Origin of the sequence: Candidatus Absconditicoccus praedator (genome assembly GCF_021057185.1) — a bacterium.
Taxonomy (GTDB): Bacteria; Patescibacteriota; Gracilibacteria; order Absconditabacterales; family Absconditicoccaceae; genus Absconditicoccus; species Absconditicoccus praedator.
The window spans coordinates 337709-359572 of the sequence record NZ_CP054059.1 but is presented as its reverse complement, the minus strand read 5'-3'; the positions used below and the strand labels follow the sequence as shown (position 1 = coordinate 359572).

Below are 21864 nucleotides of genomic sequence, written 5' to 3'. Positions count from 1 at the left end.
AAATGAAAAATTTTTATAGAATCGTTTTTATTGTTTCTTTTACTTGTTTTGTGGCAATTTGATGTTTTATTTATAATTTTGGAGTAGAAAAAATTTGGTATACTGAAGAAGCTGTTTCTCAAACTCAAAATGCATCTGTATGACTTGTGCAAGATATATTTACAGATAGTTTTGCATGAGCAGAACTTAACAATAACAAAGACTTTCTAGAAAATTTTTGTAAAACTTCATCTAGTGTAGATTTGGTTAGAGATGATTTTGTGTATGATTACAAAACTTCAGCTTTTGTGTATAATTTGTGTGATGCTTTTTTTGATGTAGAAGATGATTTGGGCTGGGATGAGTCATATATAAAAGATTATATAAAAGAAACCTTCAAAGATGGTATGCATGAAGATGCTTTTTGTGACAACTTTGTAGACTGATGAGCTGATGTTGATTCTCCTGGTTGTAATATTTCAAACAATTTGAATAATGTAAAAATTGCAGATCTTGCTATGGCAATATATATGCAAGTAATAAATGAATATTATAATCTAAAAACATATGCTCTTTTTGATGATGATAATATTGAAACTTTTTCTACTACTTATTTTGCCTGACATTGAGTTGCTGCTTGTGAGTGAGATTCTTTTTTCTTGAATGAGAATAGTGAAGATAAAGATGATCCAGTACAAAATCATTGTTATCATCCAAAGACTGTAGAGATTTTTCAAAATTATCAAGAACAGGTAGAACAAATGGTGGAGACAAAAGTAAATATTTTTGACAAAGATGAAATTATGGACGAAGATTCTCATATACAAAAAATAGCAAAAAGTTTTAGTATGCAATGAAAAGAAGATTTAAGTCATTTTGCGCTTTTTAGAAACATTACACTAAATGAAAATCTTTTTTATTCTTTGTTTTTGTCTTCTTATATATTCTTTTTGCAGGATGGTATAGCTTCACAGGATGTATGATATAATACAAGAACTGGCTCTAGGCTTGAACAGCAAAATAGAAAAATTCAATGAATTATAGAAAATATGCAGATCTCAAATCAGTCTTTGGAAATAGCTGATAGGATGCTTGTGAATATGTATGAAACATTTCCTCTTCATATATGACTTACAGCATATTATGAGGATTTACTTGCATTTAGAAGTAATTTTAAGAAAGTATATACACCTTTGCATCAGCTGTATTATAAACTAAGAAACGTTCAAGAAGAAAGTTAATTTTATATAATTCAACAAAACAAATGAAAAAAATATTTTTTTTGATAATACTGCTTGCTCTAAATCTTGGTTTTGTTATTGGTTCATTTGGTACTGCTACTCAGCGAGATATAGGTTGATGACTTTCAAGTATGTATGAAAATGCTAAAGATGATTATAACACCAACAAAAAAATGAAGGAACTTTCTTCTCCTTTTGAATGAGACTTGTATTCTCAAGCATATGATCTAGTTGCTTGAATGCAAACTGATTCTAGTGTTTCAGCAATTGATTCTTTGACAGATGTTTTTAATTCAAAAGATTGAAAATATTGTGAACAAATAAGTAGTGAAGATATAATAAACATCCAGGATTCAAGATCAGAGATGCGGGATGCATGCAAAAAAGTAATTTCTTGTGAAACAGATAAAGACTTATTTGAAATGAGTGTTACTAGATCTATGATTAATGAGTGTAGAGTTTTTGTAAATAGAAAGTTCAACCAGATAAAATCTACTACTTCTGACTTAAATTCACAAAAACTTGACTGATTTGGTGATGATGTTTTTATGAATTGAAGCCTTGAAGACTCTCCGTACGATTTGCTGGCTGATGTTCAGGCAATCTGAGATCTTTTATTTAAAGACAACGAAGAAACAAAATCAACTAAAATGTTTAGTTTATGAGCAGATGATCAAGATCATGATGATGCTTTGTGAGATGGTCAATCTGTTGCTTGAAGTCAGGATCAGTTTCCTACAAGAGATCCTTTGGATGAAAAAGATGAAAGTGATTATAGCGATAATAATTGATCTAATGGTTATGAGGATGATGCAGGTTGAGTGTTTGGTTGAGATAATGCTTTATGTATAGCAGAAGAACATGAAGAGAAGGAGGAATCTAAGCCAGAACAAGGTATAACTCAAGAAGAACTGGAAGAAGCTTTATCTAGTAGTCAAACGTTGCAAAATATGCACAAAGATGCAGATATTTGATCTGATGATATAAAAGATGCATTGACAGCTTGTATGGATACAGATTTTGGTCAGTGGGATACTGCTTGTATGAAAAAAGAATTATGTGGTAGGACGGATATATGGGAAGATGAAAGATGATGAGAAATCTATGCAACTTATTGTACAGAAGTTAGAGATGTACATATGCCAGTAGAAGATGAATATATTAAAAGTATAGAATGAATGTTGAATGAAGTAAATAATGTTCTTACAAAGCTTGATCAATCTGGACAACTTACTAAACATACAAAAACTTCTGATAGTTTGGATACTCAGTTGGATCAGGTTGATTTTGGAAGAGCTTTTTCCTTTGATGTGGTGATTAGAAATAAGCCTACTTTTTCTAGAGAAAACCAGGATCAATTAGAAATGGAAATAGAAGATGACTATAAAAGGCTTGAAAGACAGATACTATGAAATTATGATGATATAAATCTTGATTCTGAAAGAAATAAGTATTCTATGATATATGATAAAAATGTAGCACAAGCACAAAGAAGAAATGCTCCTTGATGAGCTTCGGATATTAGTAGAAATATAGAAAGAAGCGTGTCTGATTCAAAATATTGATTACAACAATATGAAAGTAAGTTGGATAATTTGTCAGAAATAACTAGTTTGTCTTCAGAAGCTTGATGAGTAGAAATCTTGGATAGCATATCAAAATTTATAGAAAATAACAATCATTTTTGGCAAGAAACTACAAAAACACTTGAAAATATCAATCAAATCTCTAATTATTTAAAAATGAAAATAGAAGAAACTGCTTGATAATTTTATTAATAATTAGATGTATGCTTGTAGTATGAGATATTCATATCAACTCAAAATGGCAAAAAAATATAATAAATAATTTAGATAGTTTTTTGCAAAAATTTCCTGAAGAAAAAAATATAGTTTTTGTTGGTGACTATGTGTATCATTTTAGTTATGATAGAAATGCATTGTTTGATTTGTTTTCACTTTTTGTGAAGTATTTTAAAAAATGAAAAAACATTTATGTTCTTGCTGGTAATCACGACTGGATTTCAGAAAGTTTTGTATATCAGGAAGCCAAAACTTCTTTTGATATACTAAATGAAAATTCCAACAATAAAATACATTTCATAACAAAGCCTTTTTGGGAAAATATAGAATGAGAAGATGTGTTCTTTTTGCCATACAACCACAATCTTGTGAATTGTTCTGAAAAATTTTCTTCTCCTCAAAATGATATAGAATCTTTAATTAATCAGTTGGTGGATTCTGAAAAATCAAATGAGCAGTTCTCTGCCTGAGTAAATAAAATTCTTTATGACAACATAAAAAATCTTACTAAAAAAGCTTTTGTAATTCATCATTATTACTTTTCTAATATATCTTTCCCAGGACAAAAAGCAAAATTTAACTTCAATAATGTGTCTATTTCAGAAAAGTTTTTAGATATGTATGATGATGTCTATTTTATGTCAGGGCATTTGCATCAATGATTTGTTTATAAAAACTACTTTTGTACTTGAAGTGTTCGAAGTTCATCATTTTTAGAACAAAATCAGGTAAAATATCTTTATCAAATGAATTTAGCAGAACAAGAAATTTTTGCATACTGATTGAATATTAATCCGTTTGTTGCTTTGTATGAATCTCAAAATTCAATAGATAAAGAATTTTTTCAAAAACAACTGGACAATATTCAGCTTGATAATCAAAAAAACTTTGATTGATGAAGCTATACTATTAGTTTTGAAGATGATATATTGGAAATGCTTTATAAGAATATAAATTTGGTTTTGTATTCAGATAAGGTTGATTATGATACTATCTATGATATAATAGATAAAGACCTTTTGCATAATTTGAAAGATATAAAAATAAGGAAAAAATCTAAAGCTATGGATGATATTCTTGATATGGCTTCAAGCACACAAAAAAACCTGGAAGAAAGTTTTTCTAATTGGAAGGATATTTTGGTGGAATTTTTGAAAAATAAATACAATGATGATTATGAAAAATATCACAATAAACTTAAGCAATTAAAAATATTATAATTTGCAAAATAGTTTTGTTTGAATATAATAATTATAGAAAATTTTATAAAAAACAAAAATAAAAGTTATGAAACTGAAAACAAAAATAAAAAATTTCTTTTTTGTGTTTTGAGGTACAAGTATAGTTTTGTATTTATTTTTATGATTAAATTTTTTTGGAGAAGTAAAGGCAGGTAGTGTTTGAGTGGACTGATGAGGTTGAGATTGAGGATTTTGATGGGAATGATTTATGGAACTTATTGTGGCATTAGTAGATGCTTTGTATGTGTTATTGCGACCATTGCTTACAATAGCTTGAGCTAGTTTGTCAAATGATTTTGTATATGGTTCTGTGTTCAATATGGATTGAACAATATGGTTTTTTTGGAATGTTATGAAAAACTTTGCAAATTATATAATATGATTTGTTTTTTTGATTTGAATATTTTTTTATCTTTTTAACTACAAGCAGGATTCATATAATCCAAAATCAATGCTTCCAAAGTTGATGATAGCCACTGTATGAGTGCAGGTTAGTTGGTTTGTGGTTGCAGTATTGATAGATCTTAGTACAATTCTTACATATGCGGTTTGATGACTACCTATAAGTGCGTTTGATTCAGAAGATGCTTCTTCAGGTTATATGGAAGAGGTTCTTATAATGCCAGTAATGAGTCTAAATATGGATGAATGAGCAATGTCTTGAACATGAGACTCAAGATCACTTTTTTATACATCTCCGTGAACAGAAAAGGCTATCATTCCTTGTCCAACAACCTGATGAAAAATAGGCTGGGATGAAATTGATTATGAGAGCGCTTCTGAATCATTGGATAATGTTTCAGAAAATCGGACAAGTCAAGATTTGTTGGAAGATGTTTGTGTGGTCTGATGAAATGTGGTTTGAAGAATAGATTCGGAAAACTGGCAGTGTAATCTTGAGGAAAAAGTAAATGAGGCAAAAAACAATTCAGAGTTTGAATGATGAATCTCTCTAAATGATTATATTTCTGATATGTCTTGATTTACTTGAACTATGTATACTTTGTTTTGAAGCTTGTTGAATATATCAGATATGGCTTTTTCTTCTGTGGGTTGAGAGTGAGCTTCTGCTGGATCACAATGAATGATGTCAATAATTAAAATAGTTTTGTTTTTTGCTTTAATAATTCCTCTGATAACATTGGCAATTGTTTTGATATTAAGGGCGGTTTTGTTGTGGATGATAATTACTTTGTCTCCATTGTTGACTATTTTTTGGACTTTTGGGTGGAGTTGAGATAAAATGACTGAAAAATTTAGTATATCAAATGTCTTGGCTTTGATATTTTTGCCGGTGGTGGTTGTATTTGCTTTGAGTGTTTGAATAATGTTTATGGTGGTTTTGATGGCACTTAACCCTATGGGTTGAGATTGATCTTCTTGAAGTTGAGTTTCTAGTGCTATGTGAATTGAAATGTCAGAATGAATGTGTGAGGAGTGAGGTCAAGAAGATGATGATGAAGATGATTGATGACATCAAGTTTGTTATGACATACCAGTTTGAGGTGATAATCACACAAAGCTTTGTTTTAATACTCCTTGACAAGCTTTTTGATTTGATGCTTTTAATGATATGTTTTCTTGGCTTTTAATAAATTTATTTGGTATTGCTATTTTATGGTGAGTTGTTTTTGCTGCATTGAAAACATCAAAACTTACTAGTTGAGTTGTAGAGTGGGTAGATAAAATGTCTAAAGAATTTGCCAAAACAGCTCCTGTTATTCCTACACCTGGTGGTGGAATGCAAAGTGTGTGAAGTTTAGAAGTATGAATGGAAAGATTTAAAAGACAGCCACAAATTATTCAGGATGATCAATTTTCTAAATGAGAACTGTCAAAAGTATGAGATAAATTTCAAGACTTTATGACTCCTGCTCCATTGCAAAATGTGCGTTCTTCAGCGGAATTTCATCGTGCGGCAGTGGATGATGTAGGTTCTGATCCTTCTTGATGAACTAGTAGGGCTATACAAAAAATGAATGAACTTTGAACTGGTAGTTTGCAGGATATAGAAAGAATTTCAGATGTTGTGAGGTCTGAATGAAATATTGCTCAGTATAAAGAAGATTTTGATGGTGATGTACACGAGCTTATAGAGAGCGGTGGAAGTGATCTTATTTCACAAGTAAGAGATGAAATAAGTCCTGATGAACAGTATAGTGATTGAGAATGAAACTACTTTATGAAAAAAGGTAATCTTTTGTATCATATTAATCCAGAAACATGAAGGTTTAGGTATTATGAAAAAGATGATGATAGTGAGCTTAGACAATTTTTCCAAACTGCTATAGAATGAAAAACTAATGAGAGTGAAGCAAGAGATCTTATTGAAAATATAAAAAATGAGTTAAGCTTAGGTATTAGTGATGTTGAACTTAATTATGATGATGGTTCATTTGTAATTGAAAGCATAAGCCGTTAATAATGAAATTTAAAAAAAAACAAAAAAAATGAAAAAATTGTTGTTGCTATTGTTGCTTTGGATTGTATTGGTAAGCCAGGTTAATGCAGGGAGTATAGTTAGTTGAGAGTGATCATCAACAGAATGATTGGTTGAGATATTAGAACTTTTTCTCAATGCTTTAAGCTGGCTTTGGATAATCCCAGCAGTAGTAGCTTGAACATTGATGACAAATGAGCGAGTATATGGTTCTGCTTTCAATTTGGATATGTATCTTTGGTATTTGTGGAATATTATGAAAAATTTTGCAAATTTTACTTTGGCGTTTGTTTTTTTGTTTGTGATTTTGAAAACATTCTTTGTTTGACAGCCTTGAAGTGTTTTTAAGTCTTATATACCAAAAATTGGTCTGGCTGCTGTTTTAATACAATCAAGTTGGTTTTTGGTGGCTGTGATAATAGATATTACAGTTATTTCAACAGCAGCAGTTACTTCTGTGCCCAACCAGGTAATATCAAGTATGGATACTTATGATTCTTATCAAGTAGAAATTCCAAATAAATGTACAGTGTTTTTTGATATGGATCAAGATGATCTTCCCAATAGGCTTTGTGGTGAGGAGTGAGAGGATGATTTTACCCTATCTGTAGAAGATATTACAGTATCTGCAAATGATGCTTCTTGACCTTTGATATATATGGGTATGTGAATACTTTGATTTATGGATTTTCAAGACCCTCAAACCATCAATTTGGATGAGATATCTATTTGATCTTTAATAAGGCTTATTTTGGTATTGTTATTTTTTGTGCCTATTACTATATTGGCTATAATAAATTTTGTTCGTATATTTTATTTGTGGATGTTTATTATTTTTTCTCCTTTTATAGTTTTGGATAGTGTTTTTGGTAATGCTGTGTCTGGTAAAATGGAATGATTTACCAAAAAGCTTACCGTATCTAATTTTGTATGATTGGCATTTCAGCCAGTAGTAGTTCTTGGTATGCTTTCAATTATAATGCTTTTTGTGGTAGCTTTGCATGATTTTTTGGTGGTTGAGCCAGGTGATCAAGGTGCTGAATCTTCTATAGAAAGTATTCATAAACATTTCAATATAAGAACTGATGAGATCTGAAGCGATGTAAATGTTGTAAGCTTGCATGAAGATGATAAAAGTTGAATGATTTCTGTGAGGGGTTCTATTATAGAAGAAGCTTGAGACTTTGTTTGAGGTTTTTTCTGATATCTGATAATATCACTTTTTGTGTGTTTTATGATATGGGCTTTGATAAAAGTAAGCTTTAAGACTTCAGAGATTACATCATGAGTTTCAGATAGTATATTTAAGTTTTCAGAAGATGCTATGAAGGCTGCACCTGTGCTTCCAGGAGGACAAAGTGTCTGAGCTCTAGAACAATTCAAGAATAGATTTTGAAGAGATGTTTTTTCAAATGTGCAAGCTAAACAAATGGATAACAGTGAATTAAGTAAACTTGCAAATTGGTGAGAGAAATTTTGAGCTAGTACAATATCAACCCGGCAGCAAGATAGGTTGATGAGGTATGTTGAACAAACAAAAGACCAACCAGATCCAGGTTCAAGAAATTTCTTTGGAGAACTTAGACAGATGGCAAAAGATTGACAGTCTCTTAGTATGCGTGATCCAAATCTTAGAGAAGCTATAGAAGCTTGGGCTAAAAATATTTGAAAAAATATTGGTGAGGATGCTACTTGGTTGGATCAGGATTGAAATGTGGATTTAGATAACCCTGACTTAAGTGGTTTGGTTCGTCATATGATGCAGGGCTGAGAAGTTAATCCTGCATTGAGAGCGTCAGACTTTAGAGCTAGTATTAGTCAGCATCAGGATCCTATTAGAAATGCGGATTTAAAAGATATGGTAAGATAATGAATAACATTTGAGTTGGAAAAGTTTTCTTGTTTGTTGTAGTGTTGGGAGCTGGTTTGCTATCTCCTGATGTTTTTGCTGGTGCTGTATCTGCTGACTGAACATCTAGTTGATCTTCTGAATCAGCTTATTCAGGGTTTATAGAGTTTTTAGAACAGTTGTTAAGCATAGGTTATATTATTTTGTGGCCTTTGTTTTTTTTGGCAGGAATCCTTTCAGATAATACACTAGTATATTGATCTTGATTCAATTTGGATATGTATCTTTGGAATTTGTGGAATATTATGAAAAATTTTGCCAATTTTATTATATGATTTGTATTTATACTTGCAGTGTTTTTGTATATATTTAACTACAAACAAGATAAGTTTTCTCCCAAAAAATTTTTTCCAAAACTTTTGATAGCTTGAGTATGAGTGCAGGCTAGTTGGTTTTTGGTAGCTATACTTATAGATATTAGTACAATACTTACATATGCAGTATGATGACTGCCACTTAGTTCTGTGCAATGAAACGAACAGTTAGATCAAAAAACAATGGTGATAAGATCCAATATGGATATAGATAATATCTGAAGTATTTTTTCTTGAACATGATCAAGTTATGTTTGGTATTCAGATGGAGATAAAGAGTATGTCCCTTGTAAAATGTCTAATACAGTTACTCACAAGATAGAAGAATGAGACACTTTGTCTGCAATAATACATGAGTATTATGATACTTCGTGATGGACTGATATAGAAGAAAGAGTGAGGGATGTTGCTGGTCAAAATTGATTGGATGATCCAGACAAAGTATGAATTTGACAGGAAGTAGATCTTACTTTGGATGATGCTACTTGAAAAATATATGTATGATCTGATGATCTTAGAGAAAGAATTGAAGAGGATATGCAGTGACACCAACTAAATTGAACTGAAATTGAGTTTGAGAACAATTCTTGTGTAATGCATGATATGTGATATTTGGTTGTAGAAAATCCTCAAATATGAGATAGTAGAGAAGAAATGATTGATAACTCTGAAAAACAATGAATAAATCTTTCACAGTTGCTTGATTGAGCGGCTTGAACATCTTGAATCTTTTCTTCAGTATTTTCAACATTTTTGAATTTTTCAAGTTTGTCTATGAGTCAACAATGATTGGATTGAGATCAGAATTTGTGAAATTTTTCTTTGTTGATGCTTTTTCAATTTTTATTTGCTTTGGCATTTATTGCACCTTTGGTGGCATTTGTAGTAATACTTTTTGTAAGAATTTTTGTGCTATGGATGTTGATTGTTTTTTCTCCTCTTTTGACTATAATGTGGAGTTTTGACTTCAATTTTGGAGAAAATTCATGAAAATACTCAGTTTGAGCTTTTTTGTGGATCATTTTTTTGCCAGTAGTGGTAGTATTTGTGCTTAGTATATGAGCTTTGTTTTTGACTGCCATAAACACATCTTTATTAAATAATGAGTGAAACAACCCAATCAACTGACTCATGTCGCTTCAATGACAAGAAAATGAAGAAGATTGAGTTTGTGAAGATGGAGAAAACGCATGGAAGCTTGATATGTTTGAAGACAAGCCTATACATATTTGTTTTGCTGAGGTAGAGTTTGATTGATGAGTAGCTATAAATGCTTTTTTTGATTATTTTTCTTGGTTCTTGGCTAATTTTTTTGGTATAATGGTGATGTGGATGGTTTTGTTTGCCGTGTTGAAGTCTTGAAAATTTACTTGATGAATAGGAAACTATATTTATAATTTTTCAAATCAGTTGGCTCAAACAGCTCCAGTTGTACCTTCTCCTTATGGTACTCATAGTTTATGAGAACTTGAAAAATTTGGTTCAATGATAGAAAGGGCACCAAGGCACTGGAAAGAACAGCAGTATACTCAATGAGCTTTGAGAGATTTTGCAAACAAAACTTCAAGTTCTATATCATGAGCCTTGGGTTGAGAAAGGAGATACAATTCAAGGCAAATCTCTTGATTTGCTGCATCACAAGGTGGTGATGATGTTTGAGCTGATTTTCATGAATTGTGAAATTTTATTACTAATGAATGACTCAATTTGTATGAATACAAAGATGATATACTTTCAGTTATCAATTCTCATAAAGATAGCTGGAATTTTAGCACATTAGATGCTGCTCTTACAGATCCAGAGGTTGTTGCAGAGTTTTCTAAGCAATGACATAATATTGAATGAATATTAGAAAACTCCAAATCTCAGTGAGACAATGAAAGCTCAAGAATTTTGAATTGATTGAAGGATGAACTTGAAAGATGAAGGTATGACTCAAAAATAGATGGTGCTTGAGTTTATACAAGAGATTGAGTAGCGTTCCATTTTACTTGAAACTGATCAGATATTTCTTTGAGTACATATGATTATAAAAACAATTTGGAAGACTTGAGAAGTTTGGCTTCTGTTGCTAAGGATGTTGGTTGAGATCCTATATCTTTACTGTGAGAAACAGTAAGTATTGGCTGAATGGATTATCAAATACGTGATGACTGAAGTGTAGGGAGAATTGATCCATCTTGAACTTAAAAACACACTATTTTGAGTTGTGATTTAAACTATAGTTAATAATTATAACTTATTGTACAGCTGATTTAGCCTACTTATCTCTTCAAGCTTTGCTTTTATTTCCTCAGGAATTTCTTGATTGTTTTCTACAAACTTTATAGCTTCAGATATGAGGTCAGCAACTTCAGGGTATTGTTTGTTGTTAAAGGAATCAATTCTTATTTTGTTTTTAGTTTATCAAATATTATTTGAGGCTTTTTAATTGTCTGATATTTTGTTGATTTTTCAACAGTGTTTTTGGGTGTTGTTTTGTTGGTTTTTGTAATATAAGCCTAAGCATGATTATAAATAGGAAGTTTTTGTTAAAAATTGTAAAAATATGTGTTCATACAATTTTTGCAATCAAAAAAACAACTAGAAGTAATATTCCAGTTGTTTTTTGATGTATACTTATTGGTTTCTCATATATTCAAGTAATGCTTGAGTGGTATTAGGTCATGGAAAACCACTTCAAGGGTATCAGATTTCGCTTTGTAAATCAGCAAGATTTCTTTGTGTATTTGGTCACCACAATCCGTCTATATCTCATAGAGTGTTGTTTGGAAGATACTTTGAGATTGCTACTTGTAATGCATATATCATCTGAGCACTATCTTCAAGATCGTCATTTGAAGTATTTATGTGCTGTCAATCATATCTTTCTAAAATTGTTATAATATCCTCTTTGGTTGGATTTTGTATGTCAAAATTTCAGTCCATGTGTGAGTGTATATGTTGTTCAACCCATGTATGAGGAATATTTATATTGTTATTTAATGATAACTCTTCTGGAGAATCATCTGGTGAAGTTTCTGGAGGAATATCTAGTATTTGTCACACTCATGGTATTCCTCAAGGTAAATTGGTTTCTTGTCATGAACCACTACTTAATTCTTCAAGTTTGCTTATGGTTTCAGAAAAATCAATGTTGTTTGTGTGGTGATCAGCAAATTGGTTATCTATTTTATCTCCTCTGTCTCTATCATCTACAAATTCTCAATTTGGAGAAATATATCATGCTTTTTCAAATCTTTGTTGTGCTCAAGACCAAGCTGTACTAACATGGTCATATACTTTTAGGTTGGAACCTCTAGAGCTGTCTAGTTGTAAAAACCATCTATCTCATCTATTAAATCAAAAACTACTTGTTCCATCTTCTACATTATTTTTGAATTCTTCATAATTGTCGGGGAAATTGTCTGACTCAAATTCATCCAAATAGCTCAACATTAGCTTCAAAATTTCATAACTATTATCTCACCTTATATTAAATCATTCCTCCAAACTTGCTCTTATATCTTTTTCAAATTGTTCTTTGATTTCGTCGTATTCGGGAGAGTCTTGTTCACTTAAAAATTCAACAAATTTGCTAAAATTTCCTATATTTCCTCACTCTATATCGCCATTTAAATCTATGGCTTTTAGTCTTGCTTCGGGATTTCATTCTATAATTCAATCTAATGCTTGAATAGATTCATTTAAAATTTCTTGTACTCATTCATCAAGTTCTTGTTCAACTCATCTTAGTTCATCTACAAAATTACATAATATTTCAGCCTTTCAAGAATCTTGAATATTATCTATTACTTGTTGTTTGAATTCTTCTACTTGTCTTCTTGTTTCATGGCTATCCCAATCTATTTCTTCAAAACTTTGATATAAATCAGGATTTATATCTCTCAGAATGTTTCCAAATTGTTGATCAATAGCTTCTGCTTCTTCTTGTTGATCTGTTTCTTCAATTGACTCATGCCATTGTTCTATACTCATTTTTTGTTTTTATTTTATAAATTTATAATAAAATTATAACCAAACTTTTCAAAAAAAGCAAATTTTATAACTCTTTTTCATTTGATTTTTGAAGTTTTATCTTTATAAAAAACTTTATAATATGTTTTATAAAAATTTAATATCATAAGCTATGTTGTTGAAACTTGATGATATAATAATATACTCACTTTTAGCTTTTTTTCTATCTTTAATATTGTATCCTTTGTATATCAAGCTTTTGGAGAAAATAAAAGCTTGAAAAACTATTCGTGAGGACAGTACAAGCTGATGAAAAGCTGAAATATTTTCTAAACTTCATCAACACAAGACTTGAACTCCCACTATGTGATGATGACTTATAATATTTGTAGTAGCAGTATTGGTGCTTTTTTCTTATGTTCTAAACTGGCTTTGACTTATTACATTTACTTTAGTGGAAAGGTCAGAAACATATATTATACTTTTTGCTTTTTTTAGCATGTGATTTCTTGGGCTTATAGACGATTACTTGAATATCAAATGAGTTGGTAAAGTAAAATGACTTACTGCAAAAATGAAAATACTTTGGATGTTTCTTTTTTCTGCATTTATAAGTTACTGGTTTTATTTTAGACTGTGAGTTTCTCATATTGATCTGCGACCTTTATTTTGAACTGTGGATTTGTGATTTTTTTATATCTTATTTACTTTTATTTTGACTGTTACTATTGTTAATGCTATAAACATCACAGATTGACTTGATGGATTGGTATGATGATTGATGATAATTGTGCTTTTTGTGTTGTGAATAATTACATTTTTCTATTGATGGTATCTGGCAACAACTGTGATATGAGTAGTTTTATGAGCTACATTGGCTTTTTTGTGGTTCAATATAAATCCAGCCAAAATATTTTTGTGAGATAGTGGTGCTCTAGCTTTTGGGTGACTTGTGTCTTCTTTGATTTATCTTATCGATATTAGGGTGGGTATATTGTTGCCTTTTTTGATACTTTTTGCAGTATTCTTTTTGGAGATTACAACAAGTTTTATTCAAATCTTTTTTAAAAGAGTTTTCAACAAAAAAATCTTTCCTATAGCTCCTTTTCATCATCTTCTTGAATACAAATGATATCCAGAACACACAATAGTAATGAAACTTTGGGTGTTGCAGTGAGTTTTGGCCTGAGTAACTCTTATTATGATTTTTTATCAGTTTCATTTAGTTCCATAATAGTGTTTTATGAAAGATAATTTACTTTCTTTTAATTTTTGGGCAAAAATATTTCTTGTTGGTCTTGTAGTTCATTTTTTTGCTCAGAATTTTTTTACTTATTCACTTGGTCTTGACTTGTGAGTTTTTTGGCTTTGGAAAGAGTTTATAATACTATGATTTATATGAAGCCTGGTGTATTTTGTTTTCAAAAATAATTATTTGTGAAAATTTGTGGAAGATAGGATGATGTTTTCTTTGGAGGTGGTTTTTGTGTCTTTGGTGGTTGTTACATTTTTGATAAACTATTTTCTGATATGAACAAGTATATGAGAGTATGTTATGGCTTTTAGGTATGATTTTTTGTGATTTTTGATATTTTTTGTGGTGTATCGCTTGTGTGGCTTTCTTAACAAAGAAAAACTCTATCCCATAATTCTTTTTTATTGACTGGTTGTAAAGGTAGTACTGATTTTTAGTCTTTTTTGGTATTTTGTGATTTTGACTGTACCAGGAGGTTTGGGATTGTTTGGTTATGACAATAATATATTTGAGTGAGAGGTTTGACAAGCACCGCCTGCAGCATATTATACCCAATACAATCAGTGACTGGTTCGTAATCAATCATTATTTGAAAGGCCGATAAGTTATTGATTTTTCTTGGTGGCATTTTTCCCTTTGTTTTATGTTTTGTATCTTAGGAAAAAGTCATTTTTTAAAACTTGGTTTTGGTGGATAGTGTATTGACTGAATATTATGTCTACTTTTTCTAGAGCTGCATGGTGAGCTTGGTTGATTCAACTTATTATTTTGTCTTTGATTGATTATAGAAAAAACATCAAAAAATTTTTGAAATATATATTGTTGCCTGTGGTGTTGTTTTTTGGTGCTATTGTATATTTTGCTTATGATCATGTAGTGGATAGGCAGCGATCAAATACTTGACATATTCAAGAAGTTTTGATATGATGGGATATGTTTACAGACAAACCAATTTTTTGACAATGAGCATGATATGTATGACCTGCATCTCATTGGTGAGATTGACAAGAGTTTAATACAGAAAATCAATTTCTTCAAATTATGGTAGAGTTTTGAATTGTAGGTTTTTTGCCTTGGTTTTTGATATATATGTTTTTTGTGCTGGTAGGGTTTTATTATTTTTTCAAAACCAAAGAAAAAGATAGGAAAAATGATAAATATTTATTTGTCTTGTTGGCTTTCTCTGTAGGTATTTTGTGATTGAGTGTGCAGGGTATGGTATTGCATAGTTTTGTGGACAATATGATTGTGTATCCTTTTATGTTTTTGTTTGCTTTGGCTTTGTTTTTGTATTTGAAAAGATCTGATTAGCAAATAAATAAGTTGAATTTTGTCGGATACTGAATATAATATCAACTTACTATTTTAGAAATTAAAATAAATTATGTGGACAGCTATAATAGCTTGAATATTGCTTTTTATGTTTTTGGTAGTGGTACATGAGTTTTGACATTTTATTGCTGCCAAAAAATCATGAGTAAAAGTTTTGGAGTTTTGAATTTGAATACCTCCCAAAGCTTTTACTTTTTATAAAGATAAAGACTGAACTGAATATACTATCAATTGGTTACCTTTGTGATGATTTGTAAGACTGAAATGAGAAAATCCTGATGATACAGAAACTTTTCATGCCAAAGATAGTTTTATCACACAAAACCTTTTTAAAAAAGTACTGATACTTGTATGATGAGTAGCAGTAAATCTTTTGTTTGCATGGCTTTTTTTCACAGCTGCATTTTGGAAATGAATAGAGCCAATTAGTATAGTCCCAGAAAGTATGCTAAGTATAGATCCAGAAAGTTATATGATGCCTACCCAGGATTTTTTGGATAGACAATGATTGCTTAGTGGAGATGTACAGCACTGACCCATAAAAGTACAGCAAGTATTGCCTGATAGTATTGCTGAAGATGTGGGTATTATGTCTTGAACTGTGATAACATCAATTAGTTGACAAGAGGTAGATACTTCAAATCTTCAATCTGTCCTTAGGGAAAATATATGAAAAGAAATTCAGATATGATTCGAAAAAGATTGACAAAAATATGAAGAAAAGGCTGAATGTCAGTATGATAGGTGTCTGCTTTGAATAGCTATGAAGCAGTATTCTGATATAGAAGTTTTGCCTATGCAGTTTTGATTGTGGTGATGAATGGCCGCCTGAGCTCATGAGATAAAAGCTCAAACAAGGCTTACTTTTCATGTGCTTGGAAATATTTTTTCTCAACTGATAACTTTTGAAAGAGAAAAAGCAAGGGATGCAGTAGAAAATCTTGCCTGACCTGTCTGAGCTGTAAAAGTTTGAGAAATAATACTTGATGAGTTTTGATTTTGGCAATATTTGGCATTTTGATGAATGATAAGTTTGGCTTTGGCTATATTTAATGCTTTGCCTATACCTGCACTTGATTGATGAAGACTAGTAGGTGCTATAATTCAATCTGTATGAAAACTAAAACCGGAAAAATATTTTGTAGTAGAATGATATATGAATCTTTTGTTTTTTGTGTTGTTGATGTCTTTGGGAATATATATAATATTTTTGGATTTAGCAAGATTTTGGTGAGTAAATCCTTTTGGTATGTAGGTATGGTTCATACCCCAAACATCCAAAGAATATTGTAGGTATGGTTCATACCCCAAACATCCAAAGAATATTGTAGGTATGGTTCATACCCCAAACATCCAAAGAATATTGTAGGTATGCTTTATACCTCAAATATCAAGATTTAAAAATAAAACTGTGAAAGTATGTATATTGATGCTCATACTCATCTAAATAGTGAAAAATTATTTGAAAATTATGATAAATATATTGAAGAGTTTGAATATATAGGCTGAAAAGATATGGTAAATGTTGCAATAGATATTGATCGGGCACAAAAAGCTTTGGATATCCAAAAAAACAATAAAACTACTGTAAACCTTTATTCTTCTGTATGATTTCATCCTTCACTTGTGGGTATGGGTGATATTCAGGATTTGGATTTTGATGATTTAATCAAAAAAGCTGAAAAGTTTATTTTTGAAAATAGACAATATATTTCATTTTTTGGAGAATGTGGTATAGATACTCATTATGATTGATGAAAATCTCTTGATAGTCAGAAAAAATTTTTTCGTATGCAGTGTGAGGTTGCTCGTTTTTATAATCTACCATTGATAGTGCATTCAAGAGACGATTTTGATAATACTTTTGATGTGTTGAAAGATTTTCCTGATTTGAAAATTTATTTTCATTGTTGGTGATACTGACCAGATCAGGTAGATAGATTACAAGAATATTTTGAAAATGTTTGGATTTGATTTACTTGAAATGTTACTTTCCCAAAAGCAGAACAAGTTAGGCAATCATTTTTGAAGACAAAAAAAGAAAACTTACTTATGGAAACAGATGCACCATATCTTGCACCTCAAAAAATGAGATGAAAACTCAATAAACCTTCTTATGTGGTTTATACTTATGATTATTGTGCAAAATTGTTGGATATGGATTTAGAAGATTTTAAAACAACTGTAAAATCAAATTTTGATTCTTTACTTGGTTAGCAAACACAACCAAAATTTATTGAAATTGTGGTTGAAATATTTATAAACTTTGTATTTTATAAGATATCTTGAAAAATAAATGATAAGAACAAGAATAGCTCCTTCTCCGACATGAAGTTTGCATCTTTGAACTGCTAGAAGTGCCCTTTACAACTACATTTTTGCCAAACAGAACAACTGAAAGTTTGTTTTGAGAATAGAAGATACAGACAACACAAGATCAACCAAATTTTTTGAAAATGATATAATTGATGGATTAAGATGGCTTTGACTAGATTTTGATATATGACCTGAGAAAGAAGATGAATTTTGACCATACCATCAAATGCAAAGACTTGATATATATCAAAAATATATAGACAAACTTATAGATGAATGAAAAGCATATTATGCTTATGAAACTGCTGATGAGATTGATGAATTGAGAAAGCAAGCTTGAGAAAAAAAGCAACCATTTATATACAGACAAATAAACTATACACAAGAACAGCTTCAACAATTTGAGTCTGAATGAAGAAAACCTGTGGTTAGATTCAAGGTGGAGCCTAAAAGTCTAATTTTCAATGATCTTGTAAAATGAGAAATAAGTTTTGATATGTCTTGATTTTCGGATTTTGTAATAATGAAATCTGATGGAATCCCTACATTTTATATGGCAAATGTGGTTGATGATTATCTTATGTGAATAACTCATATTTTAAGATGAGAAGATCATATTCCAAATACGCCAAAACAAATCTTACTTTATGAAGCTTTGTGAATGCAACCACCTGAGTTTACTCATTTGCCCATGTTGTTGAATACGAATAAATCAAAAATCTCAAAAAGAGATACCGACAACGAACTTGTCACAATATCAAGCTTTAGACAACAATGATTTTTGCCGGAGGCATTAGTAAATTTTATTGCTTTGCTTGGATGGCATCCTTCTTCTGATGTTGAGTTTTTTTCTATGCAAGAGCTTTTGGATAATTTTACAATAGAAAGAATTAATTCATCAAATGCCGTGTACGATTATCATAGAGCTTTGCGGTTCAATTCTGAGTATATTAGATCTATGTCCGATGATGAGTTTGTGGATAGACTTATTTGTTTTTTAGAAAATTATTGAGACCAAGAACGAAAAGAAATATTGCAGACAAATAAAGATAAAGATTATTGGCTAAAACTTGCTCCTTATATCAAGGTGAGAATACAAACATTATGACAGTTTCGTGATTTTGCAAAATATTTCTTCAAGCCTCAAATGCCTACAGATGAAATAATTTATAATGAAAAAATGAAAGTAGATAAAAAGCTTGTACAAGATATGCTACCTAAATTATTGGATTTGTTGTATAGTATAGATGAAGATAACTGGACAGAAGGAGTACTAAAAGAGGCTTTGATAAATTTTGTAAAACAAGAATGACTCAAAAATGGTCAAGTCCTTTGGCCTATAAGATCTATACTTACTTGAGTACAAGCAAGTCCTGGTGCTTTTGAGATGTTGTATGTGCTGGGTAAACAAGAATCTATTTCTAGACTGAAGCTTTTTAGGGAAACTTAGATTAATAGCGCCCGGGCGCGAGTGCGATAACTTTTACTTGAAAAATAGAAAAATAGTAGTAAAATTAAGTTAATTTATATTAATCATAAAATTTATGAAAAAATTTCTTTTTTTGCTGATTTTGATTTGTATGTTATGAGTATCTTTTGGTAGATACTGGTTTGATACTGATTCTGATACATATACTAGAGATAGAGAAGATGTGGTTGGAGAAATAGAATGAGAAGCATTAAGAGAGTGAGCAGATGATATATGATCAGACTTGAGTGGGGTTGCATATGAAGACATAGAAGATAGTGAACAAGCACAGTCGTCTACTGTTGACTATATAACTGTCATAGTAAATTACTTTTTATGAATACTATCTTTGGTGGCTTTGGTATATCTTCTTTATCATGGTTTTTTGATGGTTACGGCAGCTTGAGACGATGAAAAATATAAAAAGTGATGAGCTTGAATTAAATATGCAACTATTGCTTTGATATGAATAGGTGTTAGTTGGTTTTTTATAAGTTTATTAATATATCTAGTAGAAGCCACTACCTGAAGCTAAGTATTTATTCTTTATGAAAAATTAATGAATAAACTATTTCTTTGAATAAGTTTGTTTTGATTATTTATGTTTACCTATGTTTTTGCTGATTTTCCTTATTGAGATGAATGGACAGAAAATCCAACTGCAGATGCTTGACAAATAGCCAGAGATCAAACAACTCAAGATCAGTGAGTCCTGGATAGAGTTTTGCACAATTTTGGAATTTGAGATCATACTCAAGATGACTGATCTGCCATAAATTATATTCAAACAGTGGTTAATTTTTTCCTTATTTTGGTGTCATTTATTGCCTTACTTGTTTTGATTTATTGATTTTATCTTATGTTTTTTGGTGAGCATGAAGAAACTTTTCAAAAAGCAAAAAAGTATGTTATTAACTCTTCTATAGCTTTGTTGGTAATGTGAACAAGCTGGTTTATAGTTAGTTTTATTTTGTATATAGTTTCTTTATGAGTTTGAAGCTAATACCTTTATTTGTTTTTACTTAGATATTAGATTTATTTGTGTAGCTATAGTTAGTATATGAAAAAATTGTATGATTTGTATATAGAAGATATATGATTTAAGTGAGTATGAATATCAAAACTTGATAGTTGAAAAAAAGTTATTTTAAATTGAACAGTTTTACCAAATAGTATAGTAGATGCTATAGTAAAGAAAAACAAAAAAGACTATATCCAAGCACGGGTGTGTGATATCAAAAAAATAGACAAAAATTATAAAACTACTGATGAATTATGTCCACACTACTTTTTTCCTTATAAAGACATAGAAAATGATAAAAATACTTGATGTTGATGATGCAAAAAAAGTATAATTCCTTATGAAAAACAAATACAACTCAAAAAAAACATACTTTCAAATACATTTAAAGATATCTGGCAAGATGATATAGACATAATCCCTGCTCCTTTTAGACGGCAATATAGAAACAAAGTGGAGTTTAGTTTTTGAAATATTCAATCTGGGGATAAAAATCTTGGTTTTCATAAGCAGTGAATGTTTTCAAAAGTGGTAGATGTGCAAAGATGTTATCTGATATCAGAAAAAATGCATTCTGTTTTTGAGTATTTAAAACAATATTTCTTGGACTCATCACTTCCTTTTTATGACCAAAAAAAGCATGAATGATTTTTTAGGCACCTGATAGTAAGATATTGATACAACACAGAACAATTAATGATAAATCTGTCTGTGGCTCCTTGATATATATCAAACAATCTTCAAGAAAATAAAAAATGGAACTATTTGTTGGAAAAATTGCAAAAAGACGAGTTTTTACAAAAGAATATTCAAAGTTTTTTTATCACTTACAATAAAAGTCTGTCAGATGCAATAAAATCAAATGAGTCAGAGGTTGAATTGCTTTTTTGAAAAGAAAGTATTGATGAGCAATTGAGTATATGAGATCAAACTGTGGATTTTGAGTATTGATTGTTTTCTTTTTTCCAGACGAACACTATGGCAGCAGAAAAACTTTTTGCCAATGCTTTTGATATGGTATGAAAAGTTGATTGAACTGTGTTGGATATGTATTGTTGAATATGAACTATCTGAATATTGTATGCCAAATACTTTGGAGTAGACAATCTTGTATGAATAGAGTCAGTAAATGAAGCAATACAGTATGCTAATATAAATGCATCCAAAAATTGACTGCAAAATTATAAGTTTTGGGTGTGAGATACAGAAAAGGTCTTGCCAAATAATTCTGAATTGTGGGATAGTTTGTCTGATGTGTGATTGGTTTTTGTGGATCCACCAAGAGACTGACTATGAAAAAAGACAATAAAATTTTTGTGACAACTCAAAAATCACAAAAACTTCAAGTTGGTATATATATCTTGTAATCCTACAACTATGTCAAGCGATATTTTAAGGCTACAAAAATATGGTTTTGAGCTTTCAAAAATTAGGTGTGTAGATATGTTTCCCAACACTTACCATGTAGAAAGTATATGAGTTTTGGATTAGTATCCAAATAAAATATCTTGAAAATAAAAAAAATAATTTTATAATTAGTGTATGCTTCTTTAGGTTTTTTAAAGAAGTCTATATATTTAAATAAATAA

Annotated in this window: 15 protein-coding genes; 14 read left to right on the top strand and 1 reads right to left on the bottom strand. The window is 30.3% G+C overall.

The window, feature by feature from the left end; genetic code table 25:
- The first annotated feature begins 2 nt into the window (after positions 1–2).
- The 6 genes from HLG78_RS01780 to HLG78_RS01755 all read left to right on the top strand — a co-directional run bounded on the left by HLG78_RS01780 (position 3) and on the right by HLG78_RS01755 (position 11116).
- On the top strand, positions 3–1220 hold the full coding sequence (locus tag HLG78_RS01780; protein WP_231180039.1) for a hypothetical protein: 1218 nt from the start codon (positions 3–5) through the stop codon (positions 1218–1220).
- A gap of 23 nt (positions 1221–1243) precedes the next feature.
- Positions 1244–2989: a hypothetical protein gene (locus tag HLG78_RS01775; RefSeq protein ID WP_231180036.1), complete on the top strand. Its 1746-nt coding sequence runs from the start codon at positions 1244–1246 to the stop codon at positions 2987–2989.
- A 20-nt stretch (positions 2990–3009) separates the two neighbouring features.
- Positions 3010–4242 carry a metallophosphoesterase gene (locus tag HLG78_RS01770; RefSeq protein WP_231180034.1) on the top strand — a complete coding sequence of 411 codons (1233 nt, stop codon included), beginning with the start codon at positions 3010–3012 and terminating at the stop codon, positions 4240–4242.
- A 67-nt stretch (positions 4243–4309) separates the two neighbouring features.
- Positions 4310–6685, top strand: coding sequence for a type IV secretion system protein (locus tag HLG78_RS01765; RefSeq protein ID WP_231180027.1), 2376 nt, complete (start codon positions 4310–4312; stop codon positions 6683–6685).
- A 28-nt stretch (positions 6686–6713) separates the two neighbouring features.
- Positions 6714–8573 carry a hypothetical protein gene (locus HLG78_RS01760; RefSeq protein WP_231180024.1) on the top strand — a complete coding sequence of 620 codons (1860 nt, stop codon included), beginning with the start codon at positions 6714–6716 and terminating at the stop codon, positions 8571–8573.
- A complete protein-coding gene (locus HLG78_RS01755) occupies positions 8573–11116 on the top strand; it encodes a LysM peptidoglycan-binding domain-containing protein (protein WP_231180021.1) in 2544 nt (847 codons plus the stop codon). Before HLG78_RS01760 ends, HLG78_RS01755 begins: the two co-directional genes overlap by 1 nt.
- A gap of 429 nt (positions 11117–11545) precedes the next feature.
- On the opposite strand, the gene HLG78_RS01750 is transcribed toward HLG78_RS01755, so the two are convergent.
- Complete coding sequence (locus HLG78_RS01750) at positions 11546–12904, bottom strand: hypothetical protein (protein WP_231180018.1); 1359 nt, start codon at positions 12902–12904, stop codon at positions 11546–11548.
- Positions 12905–13055: 151 nt separating this feature from the next.
- Here HLG78_RS01750 and HLG78_RS01745 point away from each other — a divergent pair, with 151 nt between their 5' ends.
- The 8 genes from HLG78_RS01745 (at position 13056) to rlmD (ending at position 21766) form a co-directional block, all read left to right on the top strand.
- Entirely contained in the window at positions 13056–14117 is a 1062-nt protein-coding gene (locus HLG78_RS01745; protein WP_231180016.1) for a phospho-N-acetylmuramoyl-pentapeptide-transferase, read from the top strand.
- Positions 14118–14126: 9 nt separating this feature from the next.
- Positions 14127–15449, top strand: coding sequence for an O-antigen ligase family protein (locus HLG78_RS01740; RefSeq protein ID WP_231179948.1), 1323 nt, complete (start codon positions 14127–14129; stop codon positions 15447–15449).
- Positions 15450–15522: 73 nt separating this feature from the next.
- Positions 15523–16725 carry a M50 family metallopeptidase gene (locus tag HLG78_RS01735; RefSeq protein WP_231179945.1) on the top strand — a complete coding sequence of 401 codons (1203 nt, stop codon included), beginning with the start codon at positions 15523–15525 and terminating at the stop codon, positions 16723–16725.
- 164 nt (positions 16726–16889) lie between these two features.
- Complete coding sequence (locus HLG78_RS01730; RefSeq protein WP_231179942.1) at positions 16890–17687, top strand: TatD family hydrolase; 798 nt, start codon at positions 16890–16892, stop codon at positions 17685–17687.
- 79 nt (positions 17688–17766) lie between these two features.
- On the top strand, positions 17767–19236 hold the full coding sequence (gene gltX, locus HLG78_RS01725) for a glutamate--tRNA ligase (protein ID WP_231179939.1): 1470 nt from the start codon (positions 17767–17769) through the stop codon (positions 19234–19236).
- Between the two features lie 94 nt (positions 19237–19330).
- Positions 19331–19789: an Mbov_0395 family pilin-like conjugal transfer protein gene (locus tag HLG78_RS01720; RefSeq protein ID WP_231179936.1), complete on the top strand. Its 459-nt coding sequence runs from the start codon at positions 19331–19333 to the stop codon at positions 19787–19789.
- Between the two features lie 24 nt (positions 19790–19813).
- On the top strand, positions 19814–20257 hold the full coding sequence (locus tag HLG78_RS01715; protein ID WP_231179933.1) for a pilin: 444 nt from the start codon (positions 19814–19816) through the stop codon (positions 20255–20257).
- 57 nt (positions 20258–20314) lie between these two features.
- On the top strand, positions 20315–21766 hold the full coding sequence (gene rlmD, locus HLG78_RS01710; protein WP_231179905.1) for a 23S rRNA (uracil(1939)-C(5))-methyltransferase RlmD: 1452 nt from the start codon (positions 20315–20317) through the stop codon (positions 21764–21766).
- Positions 21767–21864 lie beyond the last annotated feature (98 nt).